The 14,141-nt window shown below is 54.3% G+C and carries 6 protein-coding genes; 3 read left to right on the top strand and 3 right to left on the bottom strand.

From position 1 onward, the window contains the following. The first annotated feature begins 1 nt into the window (after position 1). Positions 2-904 carry a transglutaminase-like domain-containing protein gene (locus tag ACORNT_RS16500; RefSeq protein ID WP_321393416.1) on the top strand — a complete coding sequence of 301 codons (903 nt, stop codon included), beginning with the start codon at positions 2-4 and terminating at the stop codon, positions 902-904. 6 nt (positions 905-910) lie between these two features. Beyond that, the gene (gene gshB, locus ACORNT_RS16495; protein ID WP_321393414.1) at positions 911-1,867 is read left to right on the top strand and encodes a glutathione synthase; all 957 of its coding nucleotides are present in this window, start codon (positions 911-913) and stop codon (positions 1,865-1,867) included. Here the strand turns inward: gshB and ACORNT_RS16490 are convergent, their stop codons facing one another. Genes ACORNT_RS16490 through ACORNT_RS16480 form a run of 3 tightly spaced genes read right to left on the bottom strand, consistent with a single transcriptional unit; the run spans position 1,868 to position 7,298 of the window. Beyond that, positions 1,868-3,301 carry an HlyD family type I secretion periplasmic adaptor subunit gene (locus ACORNT_RS16490; RefSeq protein WP_321393411.1) on the bottom strand — a complete coding sequence of 478 codons (1,434 nt, stop codon included), beginning with the start codon at positions 3,299-3,301 and terminating at the stop codon, positions 1,868-1,870. It lies immediately after the preceding gene. 23 nt (positions 3,302-3,324) lie between these two features. Then, entirely contained in the window at positions 3,325-5,583 is a 2,259-nt protein-coding gene (locus tag ACORNT_RS16485; RefSeq protein WP_321393408.1) for a peptidase domain-containing ABC transporter, read from the bottom strand. After that, the gene (locus ACORNT_RS16480) at positions 5,580-7,298 is read right to left on the bottom strand and encodes a peptidase domain-containing ABC transporter (protein WP_321393405.1); all 1,719 of its coding nucleotides are present in this window, start codon (positions 7,296-7,298) and stop codon (positions 5,580-5,582) included. The genes ACORNT_RS16485 and ACORNT_RS16480 overlap by 4 nt, the downstream gene beginning before the upstream one ends. Before the next feature lie 364 nt (positions 7,299-7,662). Between ACORNT_RS16480 and ACORNT_RS16475 the strand changes: the two genes are divergently transcribed. Next, the gene (locus ACORNT_RS16475) at positions 7,663-14,121 is read left to right on the top strand and encodes a tandem-95 repeat protein (protein ID WP_321393402.1); all 6,459 of its coding nucleotides are present in this window, start codon (positions 7,663-7,665) and stop codon (positions 14,119-14,121) included. The last annotated feature ends 20 nt before the right edge of the window (positions 14,122-14,141 follow it).

The raw sequence follows: 14,141 nt of genomic DNA, 5'->3' as shown, positions 1-14,141 counted from the left end.
TATGACATCAAGTAGCATGACACCAAATATCGCAGAGCAGTATGATTACCTGAGAGCCGTCGGCCGTATGCCGGACGGCGAAATTGACATTGCCCGGACGGCTTTGATGCTGGCGGCGCTGGACCGGCCCGGCATATCCTTCCAGAAATATGAACATCATCTGGAAATACTTGGGCTTGATCTGGCCAACGAGGGGTATAAAGCTGAAACTGCCGAGGATCGCGCTTTGGCGCTGACGGATGTGATGAATGCCCGGCATGGCTATGAGGGCAATGAAAAGAACTATGACGATCTGCAGAATGCCAACCTGATGTCGGTGATTGACCGGCGGCTGGGAATCCCTGTTTCTCTGGGGATCCTCTATATTCATGCGGCCCGGGCCCGTGGCTGGCAGGCAGAGGGCGTTAATTTTCCCGGCCATTTCCTGGTTCGGGTCTTCGGCACCAGTGACCAGGCGATTGTCGATCCCTTTCATTCCGGACGTTTGCTGGATGCCCGTCATCTGCGGGACCTGATCCGCACCATCGGCGGTGACAAGGCGGAATTGAAACCGGAATTTTATGCGGCCATTTCAGACCGGGGCATTCTGGTCAGGATGTTGAACAATATCAAGGTGCGCTCCCTGCAGGCCAACGATTTTTCCCTGGCCGCAGATGTGCTTGAACGCATGAGCCTTATTGACCCGGAGAAAATAGAACATACATATGAGCATGGTATCCTGCTCGCCTATCTCGGGGAGCATGATAAAAGCAGACAAAAACTGCTGACCTGCCTGGACAAATTGCAGGATGGGCAGGAAAACAGCAGTCTCAAGAAACATATTCTGGAGACATTGAAGGATCTGTCGAAGGCCACCAACAAAAATGTGCTTTCGCTGATCAGCAACGACAGGGACGAGGAATAACCGGACATGAGTTTGGCAGTGGCAATTCAGATGGACCCCATCGAGTCCATCGACATCAACGGCGACAGCACCTTTGCTTTGGGGCTGGAAGCAGAGCGGCGGGGACATCGCCTGTATCACTATCATGTGAACGATCTGGCCTATGAAAATGGCAGGACCCTGGCTCATGCGCGCCCCCTGACCCTGCGTCGCGAAATGGGCAACCATTTCAGTCTGGGTACTGAACGGCGCCTTGATCTGGGAACCGAAACCGATGTTATCTTGATGCGCCAGGATCCGCCCTTCCACATGGGCTATATTACCGCAACCCATCTTCTGGAACATGTGCACGGCACAGGCGAGGGGCAGTCCCTTGTGGTCAATGATCCCTTTTCCGTCCGTAACGCGCCTGAGAAAATATTCCTGACCAAATTTCCCGACCTGATGCCGCCGACTCTGATCACCAATAATGTGAAGGACGTCACTGCGTTTCGGGCCGAATATAAGGATGTTGTGGTCAAGCCGCTTTATGGGAATGGCGGCAAGGGTGTTTTCCGCATCACACCGAAGGATGAAAATATGGCCAGCCTGATTGAGCTGTTCCAGGAATTCTATGTGGAACCCTTCATCGTGCAGAAATACCTGTCCGATGTGCGCAAGGGCGACAAGCGGATTATCCTTGTGGACGGCGAGGCGGTCGGCGCCATTAACCGGGTGCCGGCGGAAGGCGAAGCCCGTTCCAACATGCATGTGGGCGGGGTGGCTGAAAAAACCGCTCTCACGGACCGGGAAATTGAGATCTGCGAAGCAATCGGCCCCACTCTCAGGGAGCAGGGCCAGATTTTTGTCGGTATCGATGTGATCGGTGATTACCTGACGGAGATCAATGTGACCTCGCCGACCGGTATTCAGGAAATCCAGCGCTTTGACGGCACGGATATTGCCGCTCTGGTCTGGGACGCCATCGAAAAACGGGTTGCCTGATCAACGTTCCCTGAATGAGGTGGTCAGGGCGTTGTTGATCGGTTTCACCAGATACTGAAGCAGGGTCTTGTCGCCGGTTTTGATATCGGCGACAACTGTCATGCCCGCAGTAATTCGGTTCGAGGCCGGGTCATTGCCCACATAATTTCTGGGGAGTTCGACCACGCCCTTGAAGTAACTTTCCCCCTTTTCATCGACAAAGGAAGAGGCTGAGACCTGGTTCAGGGTGCCTTTGACTCCACCGAAGCGGGCAAAATTATAGGTGTCGATCTTGACCAGCACTTCTTCACCCGGACCCACATGGCCGATATCCCGCGGGGAAATACGGACTTCCGCCACGATTTTGCCTGTATAGGGGACCACTTCGGCTACTACATCGCCCGGAGGGACGACACTGCCGGCCACCCGGTATTTCAGGCCCTTGACGATACCGTCAGAGGGAGCTGCAACGTTGAGCCTCTGGACCTTGTCTTCCAGCCGCTGTAACTCGGCAGTAATTTCGGCAAGTTCCTTGGACAGGTTCCCCATTTCCGTCAGTGCGTCGTTGCGCAGGGAGGCTTGAAGTTCAATCAGGCTGCCTTCGACCTGTTTGATGCTGGCCTGGACACTGGCCTTTCTTGACCGGGTAGTGTGCAGGTCTCCTTCCGCCTTGCTGTATTCCTTTTCGACTTCCAGAAGGCGCAGGCGGGAGCCAAGTCCCTTGTCCGTGAGTTCCTTGCGCATTTTCAGTTCTTCACTGATGATATCAAGGGTTTGTTTCTGGGTTTTTTCCTGCTCGCCTAACACCTTTGTTTCATTCCGGCGTTCGGCGATCTGGGCCAGAATGACATTTTCCTGTGCTTGTCGGGACTTCAACTGCTGGGCCAGTATATCTTTCTGGTCCTGTACCAGAGTGGGGAAACTGTCCGCATAGGCGGAAAAATCGGCTTGTCTGTCGAGGGCAAAGGATTTCAGCCTTTCTGTCTGCATGCTCAGCGCGGCATGACGGGCCAGCATGCGGCCGCGCTCGGATGTTGCCTGGGAAGGAGACATCCTGATCATGGTCTGGCCTTTTTTGACGATCTCGCCTTCCTCGACCAGCACTGCTGCAACAATGCCGCCTTCAAGATGTTGCACCGGCTGAACCGAGGCCGCGGGGACGATTTGTCCCTGGGCGACAGAGGTTTCATCGAGCTTTGTGACTGCTGCCCAGGCAATACAGCCAAAAACAAACAGGCTGATGATGCCGATGGTTGAAATAATGGCCTTCGGCGGACCGCTTTCTTCCAGCAGGATGGCCCGGGACAGGAAGCGAGCATAATAACTGACCGGTTTTTCCTGTCTTGTCCGTGCAGCTTCCGTGGCCTTTGTCACCAGTTCGCCGACAACTTCGCGCGTACGGGCGACATGGGTTCCGATTTTCAACTTTTCTGTTTCAGTGCTTTTATCTGTCATTTTCAGTGCCTTTTTTCTGGCTTTTATGCTGTTTGCGGCGCAGGCGCCGGAAAGACGGATTCAGGTGGTCCGAAGTTCTTTACCAGACCTTCCTCAAGAACCAGGACCTTGTCTGCCATTTTGAGATGGCTCGGCCGGTGCGAAACCATGATGATGGTGCAGGTTCCCTTCAGGGCGGCCAGCGTATTCATGAAGGCCCTGTCCCCTTCAAAATCAAGCGTCTTGGCCGGTTCGTCCAGAAGCAGGATGCTTGCCTTTTTCAGGAAGGCCCTGGCCAGGGACAGGCGTTGCATGAAACTGGACGGCAGGCTCTGGATGGACTGGTCGCCGATACGTGTTTCAAATCCTTCGGGAAGGTTGTTTATTTCCTCAAGCACATTTGCCTTCAGACAGGCTTCCTCCAGATCCGGCTGGGAGGCCATGGGCTGGGCAAGACGCAAATTCTGGGCGATGGTGCCGTGGAAAAAATGGGACTGTTGGGGCACATAGGCAATGGATTGGCGCAGAATCGCCGGATTGATCTGTCGGATGTCCATGCCATCCAGGATAATCTGTCCCGCCTGGGGTTTGTGCATGGCGATAATAAGTTTCAGCACCGTTGACTTGCCGGCCGCATTGGGCCCCATGATGGCCATCATTTCACCGGCATTGAGCCGGAAACCGGCGCCGAGCAGGGCAGGTTCCGAATCCGGTTTGTAGCGGAAGCTGGTCCGGTCCATGACCAGGTTGCCGGCAAAGGTACGCTGGGTCAGGCTGTTGGGCAGCAAATCATCCTCGGACGGAATTCGCATCAACTGATTGATCTGTTTGATGCTGTTAAGGGTCTGCTCCAGACGGCTCAGGGTCAGGAAAAGGCTCTGCAGCGGGGAAAGAACCCGCCAGACCAGCGCCATACAGGCAATCAGGGCACCAATTGTCATATCGCCGTTCATGACTTTCAGGACCCCAAAGCCGACAGTCGCCACGCCGGACCCCATCATGATGGCCTGGGCCAGGCTCTGTAGCAGCAGAGAGACCTGGGAGGAGCGGAAATGGTTGTAGGCTGTTTCTGCAGACAGGGTACGGTACCTCTGCAGCCAGGGTTTCTCGGCCGCGGTCTGCTTGATGGTGCGCAGGTTGGAAAGGGCTTCGACCAGAAAACTGTGGCGTCGGGCCCGGGCCCGGCTGGTGGAGGCCACGTTCCGCTTCATGGCCGGGATCATGATGGCGGCCACCAGCGCGAAAATTCCCATCATGGCGATGGGGATATAGGCCAGCGTACCGCCCAGTATGGCAATCAGGGCCAGGAACAGGACAACAAAAGGCAGTTCAAGAAATACATTGACCAGCGTGCTGGTGAACAGTCCCTTGATGGCGTCAAATTCCTTTAGACGGGAAACCTGGCTGCCGATCGGGGCGGACTCCGTCATCATCGGGGACAATGACAAAAGTTTCTGGAAGGTGGCGTTGGCCACAATATTTTCCACCCGGGCGCCAAGATATGCGGTTTGCCGGGCGCGCAGGATTCTCAGGCCGACTTCACATCCCAGCGCCAGGGTAATACCGGCGACAAGATAGCTCAGGGATACGCCAGACTGTGACGGGATGACCTGATCATAGATGGCCATGATGAACAGGGGTACCAGAAGGGCGAAAAAGTTCAGCATCAGGGTCATGGCGAACATCTGCTTGATGGTTCCCTTGAACCGCAGAAACAGGTCCTTTACCCAGTTCTTCGGCGCAAGATCGTCTTCAAGCTTATTGGTCTGGCTAGCATGTTTGGTGGAGATGAAATAAGCTGTTCCGGTCCGTTGTTTGCCGTCAGTATATTTTTCCTGCTGGTCGGAACTGTCAAAATAGCGAATACCTTCCCGGTCCCTGGACAGCACCACGAGCGGCCGGTTGTTTTCCACAAACAAACAGGGAAACAGCCTTGGGTCGACTGAGGCAAGATCAACCTCTACAGGGTCTGTCTTATAGTGCAGATGGGCCAGGGTATTGCGGAACTCGGTCAGTTCAAGCCCGTCGGCAAAGTGCGGCAGTGATTCAAACAGTCGCCGTAACTGGCCGCGCCAGCCCAGAGCCTGCAATAGGGGCAGCAGGCAGGCGGCATAATCGGACGAGGCATGGAAGGAGCCGATCTTGCCTGCCTGCAGGGCATCGGCCAACTGGTCGGCTTTGGCCACTTTCAGGCTGGCGCCGTCCCTGAATTTGTCGTTCAGTTCCTCGATCATTTCCCGCGCCGGACCTTTATTGCAGGTGCCGGAGGAGACAGGTGCGTCAGTGGCGGTGTCCCGGTTCATGCGCGGTCTCCCTCCCTGTTTGTGCTTTTACCGGTGGCCGGTTTTTTTTCTGTCGGACTGACGGGGGTAAGCTGCCCGTTCTGCAGGTCGTACAATTTGTCCGCCAGCTTCAGAAGGGAAGGGCGGTAACTGACCAGAACCATGGTGCATTTTCCCTTCAGGCCGGTCATCAGCCTGATCAGGTCTTCATCTGACTGGTTGTCGAGGCCGGAGTTGGCTTCGTCAAACAGAATCACATCGGGTTCGCTTGCCAGAGTTCTCGCGATGGCAATGCGCTGGGCAATGCCGGCCGGAAGTTCATTCTGGGCGCCGTCGCCGATACGTGTTTCATAGCCGTCAGGCATGCGGGCGAGGATGCTGTCAAGATGCATCATTTCCGCCACCTTCAGGGCATCATCAATATGTTCATCGCCGCGGAACATAGTCAGGTTATCGAGGATCGTTCCCTGGAACATGACCGGCCGCTGGGGCAGGTAGGCTATTTTCTGGCGCAGGCTGTCGGTGGAAAATAGCGCGGGGTCCTTGCCGTTGATCAGGACTTCGCCCTGTTCCGGTTCTAGGCCGGCCATCAGTGCCCATAACAGGGTTGATTTGCCGGATCCGTTGCCGCCACGGATGCCAACAACCTGGCCACGGTCAACCTTGAGGTTGACGTCGCGCAGGATATGTCGGGAATTTTTATCATAGCGGAAGGAAAGATTTTTCAGTTCAATGCTGTTGATCCGGTCAATATCGGAAGCCTGTTCTGCTCTTTCCGGCTGTAATTCTTCAATGGCGCCGAGCTTTTCCTGGGCAATCTGGATGTGCTGGAACCTGGTCCAGATACCCAATGCGCGCAACAGGGGCTGCACCGTGCGGCCGGCCAGAAGGGTGCTGGCGGCCAGCGCCCCCATGGTAATATCACCGTTGATAACAAGCATACTGCCAATACTGGCAACCGCCACCATGGTGATCTGGGAGAAAATATTACCGATCCCCTGGGCAAGGCCGTTCAGGAATATGACATTGTAACTGGCGGCCGAGCAGCTCTCCAGAAGCTTCTCATAACGCCGGTCCATCAGATGTTCCATGGCCATGCTTTTGATGGAGTGAATGCCGCCCAGAACCTCTATGATGAAACTGTAGCGCCGATCTTCCCAAATAGTATCTTTTTCAATCGCTTCCTTGAGCCTGACGCCGAGCGTAAAGGCAATGACGCCCAGAATAATCAGCAGGCAGACAGGTACAATCAGCAGCGATCCGCCAATAAGCCCAAGAAGACCGAGGAATAAAAAGACAAATGGCAGGTCCACAAGGGTCAGGCCCGCCTGACTTGCATAAAAATCGCGTACGGAGTCAATGGCGCCAAACCGGTCAAGATGTACACCGGATGGAATTTTTTCCAGATCCTGCAGGCCGGAACCCAAAATTCTCTCGAGGGCGCGACAACCCATATCATGTTCATATTTGGCGCCTATCCAGCCGGCCAGATAGGCCCGGGCTGTGCGCAGCAGAATATCAATAACAAGTACACCAAGAAGTCCCATAATAAGGAGGCTCAGGGTATTCAGGGCAGCATTGGGGATGATCCGGTCATAGACCTGTAACAATACCATCGGCAATGCAAGAGACAGTGCATTAAGGACCAGGGAAGCTGTCAGAATATCTTTTCTGAGGATCGGCATGAACCCCAGAGAGTCCAGTTTATTTCCTGAAATGTTATTGTTTTTGATCATAAACACATACTGCTTTTATGGTTAATTGCGACACAGTTAAAAAACGGCCGTTTCGGAGACTGCCGCTTTTTTCTGAAGTCTTTATGATACTTTTGATAACCTTATTGCGTTGAATAATGGTTAATAAGACTGTTCTAAAACGACTTTAGTTCAAATTTTATGAATATTTTATGTTTTTTGCCTGTTATCTGATTGAATTTTAAGAACTTTTTATGGATTTGTTATGCCTCCGTTAACCATATCCAGAAAGACTTTCTTCACCACTCTCTGATATTCTAAAAACGGGTCTGAACGTGGGTTCCATGTTCGCGCCACGAATTTTTGTGCACAAATTTGAAATATTGTCGGTACTGGAGTTAGAAAAATGTCCACAGGTGAGTCCGGAAGCAACGGTTCAGATAACTTTGATATTGAACTGGATCCCGTTCTGCAGGGTGCGGATCAGGTTAAAAAAACCGAACGTCCCCAGGTCACGATGGGCGAGGAAAGCGATGAGAGTACTCAGGATACCCAGACCAGGTCAAATATCCATATGGGAAGTGACCAGTCTGAAGGGTCGGCATTTCCGGACGGACAATATGACGGAAGCGAACCGGTAACCGGAACAGAGCAAGGGGCTGTCTCCGGCGACACAGCAACAACTGATGCTGAACAGAGCTCATTACAGACTACGGCTTCTTCAGATTTCACAACTGAAAGTTTTAATGAAGAAGGCGGTCGACAGGAACCCGTTTTTTCTTCCGGTTCCTCCTTTTCTGCCCTGGAGCTGGATCAGGCAGAAACCGGCCAGGAGGGGGCTGCTCCCCTGGGGACGCAGGGAACCAGTGGGGAAAACACCCCGGCATCCTCAGCATTGCAGGAAGAAAGCGCAATAGTCAATGGAGCGCCGGTTGCTGCTGATGACAGTTTTGACACCGGTGAAGACAGTACCTATTCAATAGACGTCCTGGCAAATGATGTCGATCCAGATGCTGATCCCCTGTTTATTACTGGAGCGGAACTGCAGGATGGGGCGGGTGCGGTTACCCATGATGGCCAGAAGATCATTTTCAATCCCGGCAGCGCCTACGATCACCTTGCCGAGGGGGATAGCGAAACAGTAACCATTTCCTATACAGTTGCCGATCCTTCCGGTGCGACAGACACCGCCTATGTTACCCTCACCGTCAACGGTCAGAATGATGCGCCGGTCGATATCTCGATTGCAGGCAACAGCCTTACCGAAAATGCTGAAGGAGCTGTCGTCGGCACTCTGTCCACGACAGATGTGGATACCAATGATGTGCACAGCTATAGCGTCAGCGACGACCGGTTTGAAGTAGTGGACGGTGTCCTGAAACTCAAGGGCGATGTGAGCCTCGATCATGAAGTCGAGCCGACGGTTTCCGTTACGGTGACGGCGACTGATCGGTCCGGTGCCGAGGTTAGCAAAAGTTTTGATTTTAATGTCGCCGATATCAACGAGGCCCCTGAGAATACAGGGGGTGACGGCAATTCGGAAATTGATGACAACATAGCTATCAATGACGGCGCGGAAGATCCCGACAACAGCAGCCCCGTTGTGGAGGCCGTGGATCTCGGCGAAATCGATGAAGATACTTCGATCACTTTCAGCGCCGAGGACCTTCTGGCCAATGCCTCCGATATTGATGGCGATGTGCTGGCGGTGACCGAGGTCATGGTGGACGAGGCTTATGGCGCTATCGTGGATAACGCTGATGGCACCTGGACTTTCACGCCTGTAGAAAATTTCAACGGTTCTGACGTCCCCCTGACCTTTGAGGCGACCGACGGCATTGAGACGGTCTCCTCCACAGCCAGCCTGGATGTAATTGCGGTCAATGACGGACCGGTGGCTATAGAAAGTGATTTAACTACCGGGGAGAATGTTGTTCTCCTTGATCAGCTTCATGCCACGGATATCGAGGGGGATGACCTGAGCTACAGCCTGGTGTCTGCTCCTGAGGCAGGCACGGTGGTGGTGAATGCGGACGGCAGTTACAGTTTCGACCCGGGCAGTGATTTTGATGGGCTGAAGGATGGTGAGGAACAATTGGTCAGCTTTGACTTTGAGGTTTCCGATGGGCAAGGCGGTAGTGATGTGGCCACCATGCAGGTTCGCGTCATCGGTTCCAACGACGGCCCGGTTGTAAATGCAGTCGAGCTTGGGGCAACAGACGAAGACACTTCGATCACTTTCAGTGCCGAGGACCTTCTGGCCAAGGCCTCCGATATTGATGGCGATGTGCTGGCGGTGACCGAGGTCATGGTGGACGAGGCTTATGGCGCTATCGTGGATAACGCTGATGGCACCTGGACTTTCACGCCTGTAGAAAATTTCAACGGTTCTGACGTCCCCCTGACCTTTGAGGCGACCGACGGCATTGAGACGGTCTCCTCCACAGCCAGCCTGGATGTAATTGCGGTCAATGACGGACCGGTGGCTATAGAAAGTGATTTAACTACCGGGGAGAATGTTGTTCTCCTTGATCAGCTTCATGCCACGGATATCGAGGGGGATGACCTGAGCTACAGCCTGGTGTCTGCTCCTGAGGCAGGCACGGTGGTGGTGAATGCGGACGGCAGTTACAGTTTCGACCCGGGCAGTGATTTTGATGGGCTGAAGGATGGTGAGGAACAATTGGTCAGCTTTGACTTTGAGGTTTCCGATGGGCAAGGCGGTAGTGATGTGGCCACCATGCAGGTTCGCGTCATCGGTTCCAACGACGGCCCGGTTGTAAATGCAGTCGAGCTTGGGGCAACAGACGAAGACACTTCGATCACTTTCAGTGCCGAGGATCTTCTGGCCAATGCCTCCGATATTGATGGCGATGTGCTGGCGGTGACCGAGGTCAATGTCGATGAATCTTATGGCGCTGTCGTGGATAACGGTGACGGCACCTGGACCTTCACACCTGTCGAAAATTTCAACGGCGCGGATGTCCCCCTGACCTTTGAGGTTACCGACGGCATCGAAACCGTCTCCTCCACGGCAAGCCTGGATGTTATTGCAGTGAATGACGGGCCGGTTGTTGACCTGGATGCGGCACCTGCCTTTTCAACCGCTGAGGATGCTGCGATTACAATTCAGCCCGCCGACCTTCTCGGGAACGCCTCTGATATTGATGGTGATGCACTTTCTGTCACAAATCTTCGTATCGGCAATGAGGTCAGTGAAATTCCGGTTACCCTGAAGATTTCCGGCGATCATTATGATCCCGACAACGTGCAGGATGTGGGGGTTGGCTCTCCAGACTTTGAGGTCTACGTCAACGGTGAACTGATTGAAGTAAATGGGGAAACCCGTTTTGAAGTCTCTGCCGAGCGCGGCGACTGGGAATATTTCAGTTTTGAGCTGCCGGCAGGTACCGAAATTGATTCCGTTGATGTGCGCTTTGTCAACGACGCCTGGGAAGGCACCGGCGACAGGGACGGCGACGGCGTTGCCGGTGAAGACCGCAACCTGATTGTGGACAAGATCAACGTGGGCGGCACCCAGGACGGGAACGGAGACTTCATCGGTGGTGTGACCATCGAGGCCGAGGATGCCTCTTACGCCAGATCCTCTGACGTGATTGACGGTCGGGAAACCATGGCCTGGTCTGGCTCCCTGCAGTTTGATATGTCCGATGTGCCGGTTGCCGATTACAGTACGCTTGTTCCGAATGAGGATGGCAGCTGGACGTTCCAGCCGGGTGCCGACTTTAACGGCGATCTGACCCTGACCTATGATGTGGTTGACGGCAACGGCGGTGTGGTGAAAGCAAGTGCCACCCTCACGGTTACCCCCGAGAATGATGCGCCGGTGATTACAACATCACTGGACGGGAATGCGCCTGTAAGTCTTGATACCAACAATGTTGTTCTGTCCGGTGACGGAACTTCCGGTCAACTCGGCGATAATGTCACGATAGAAGGTTTTGCCACCGACGGAAGTGCGGCCGTTCTGAAGACATCCGGAGACGGGGTGGGCATTCAGGGTGAACGGATTGACACCCAGATAGATTATGATCCCGCGACCGGGACCAGCGAGCAACTGGTGCTGACCTTTGATAATCCCGTGACCGAAGTCGGGCTTGTCACAGACCGCCAGATCGAAAATGAATTCCCCGGCGGTGAGCAGGGCAAATGGACGGCCTATGACGCCAATGGCAATGAAGTAGCTACTGGCAGCCTGACCCCGGAAACGGGGACGCGACTGAGCGGCAGCAGTTTCTCCTATGACCTTGAAACCGGGGATGTTCCGGTGGCGAAAATTGTGATCGAAGCCACCGATGCGACCGGTCAGAGTTCAGGAGATAACTCTGAATTCACCGTTAAATCCGTGTCCTATACCGAAGTGCCGGAAATGCTGTCAGACGGTGTACAGCTGAGCACCTCGGTTGCAGAAGGAGCGACGGACGGTACAGAGGCGGCAGCGATTTCAGCAACCGATGTTGACGGGGACGCGCTGACCTACGCCATTACATCCGGCAATGATGACGGCGCCTTTGTCATTGATCCGCAGAGCGGCGAGGTGACTGTGGCCGACGGTTCCCTGCTGGATCATGAAACAGAATCTTCCCGCACACTGACGGTCGAGGTTGCAGACGGCAACGGCGGAACGGATTCCGTTGAACTGGTTGTCAATATTGACGATGTCAACGAGGGCCCTGTGGCAGTGGCGGACAGCTTCTCCGGCACCGAAGACCAGGCCGTTTCAGGCAATGTCCTGATCAATGATACGGATGTGGACGGCGACAGCCTGTCCGTCGTCGCGGATACAATCGTAACGGCCAACGGCGGTACTGTGGAACTTGCCGCGGATGGTAGTTTTACCTATACACCGGCGGAAAATTTCCACGGCGAAGACAGTTTCAGCTACACGATGAGTGACGGATCCCAGACGGATAGCGCGTCGGCAACCCTGACGGTGGCGCCAGATAATGACGGGCCGGTTGTCGGTTCTGTCGATCTTGGGGCCACTGCAGAAGATAACTCGATCACCTTCAGCGCTGGGGATCTTCTGGCAAATGCCTCCGATGTGGACGGGGATCTTCTGTCCGTTTCCTCTGTTGATGTTGATCCGGCCTTTGGCTCGGTGACGGACAATGGCGACGGAACATGGACCTTCAGCCCGACAGATAATTTCTCCGGCGATGACGTGCAGGTCAGTTTCGATGTGACAGACGGTACGGAAACCGTAACCTCCACAGCATCCCTTGACGTGACAGCTGTGGCGGATGCACCCGAAATGCATCTGTCTGGTTCGCTGACACTCGATCCTGCCCATGGCAATTATGACCTTCCGGCGGACGGTATTCTCACCATTGACGTATCCTACCTGAGCGTCAATGCGGGATATAATAACTCACATGGTTATTACATCGCCGATGCTGATGGTAATCCGCTGGGCGGCGCTGTTATTCAGGATAACGTGAAGGATGGTGATGCAAAAACCATCACTCTGGATACCTCCGATTATGAAGGCGGCGTATCACTCGGCTTTTTCATTATTCCGAATGGAGATAACAAAAACGCGGGTCTTGAAGACGGTACTGAAGTGACCTTCGAGAATATTGACGGGGTCTGGACCCCGATGGCGGACGGTCAGCCGCTGAGCGGTCAGAATTCTCCGGCCTATTTCAGCAATCAGGATATTAATCCGGATGGATATGACCATTTCTCGGATTCCGCTTCCGAAGGCAACCAGAACTGGGAAGACCTGTGGGGTGGCGGCGACGGCGACTATACCGATGTGAATACACAGGTGGATGTTGCGCTGGCGCCGCACGAACAGCAGGCAGTGATCGCAGAAGTGAATACCGCCGCTGACCTGCTGCAGATCAAGACCGTGGTCGGGGATCAGGATGGATCTGAAAGCCTGTCCGTCAGTATTTCGGCCATACCTGAAGGGGCGATCCTGAGTGATGGTGTCAACAGTTTTGAGGCGACAGCCGGCAATACCAGCACGGATATTTCCGGCTGGAACCTTGACGGTCTGACAATCACGGCGACTGACGGCTCCGATGATTTTGCGCTTGAAGTCACGACGACCTCCACGGAAGGCAGTAACGGGGATACAGCCTCCACAACCCAGTCTATCAATGTGGAAATTGCAGATCAGGTTATCGAGGGTACAGCAGGTGCACAGGACCTTCAGGGTGCCGGCGGTGACGATACACTGGTCTATAATGCCGACAATACATGGTCCGGCTATGCCGCCCATAATGTCGAGACCGGCGAGAATGTTTCCCTCAGTGGCTACAACCGTTCAAGTGATGTCTTTGACGGTGGCAGCGGTCACGATGTCCTGCAGGGGACAAGCGGCGATGATGCGCTGTTCCTTGATGACGGGATCAGCAGTTTTGAATCCGGCAGCCAGGCCAGGATCCAGAATGTTGAGGAAATCAATATGGGTGCGGGTGATGACATCCTCGACATGACGTCCAGCAAATATACCTACGATCAGGGCGTTGCCGCAGATGGCGGGGATGGCAACGATGTCCTGTGGACATCCACAGGCGATGACACGCTGACAGGCGGTGCCGGTAACGACGCCATGTTTGGTGGTGACGGCAATGACATGTTCATCTTTGGCTCCAATGACGGCACGGATTCTGTGTCCGGCGGTGCCGGCTGGACGGATGCCATTGAACTCAACGGCTTCACCGGCAGTGCCTCGGAACAGGGCTGGACCCTGACCCTGGAGAATGGGGATTCAATCCAGTCGGTTGATGATGCAAATGGTGAAATGCTGCTGACTGATGATGCCGCCGGAACCATTGTTTTTGATGATGGCGGCCAGATCACCTTCGACGGTATCGAAAAAATTGTATGGTAACCCTTCAGTATTTTTACTGG

The sequence above is a fragment of the Emcibacter sp. genome, from assembly GCF_963675455.1.
In the GTDB taxonomy this organism is placed as follows: domain Bacteria; phylum Pseudomonadota; class Alphaproteobacteria; order Sphingomonadales; family Emcibacteraceae; genus Emcibacter.
The sequence above is the reverse complement of the archived record's forward strand: the minus strand, read 5'-3'. Positions and strand labels throughout refer to the sequence as shown.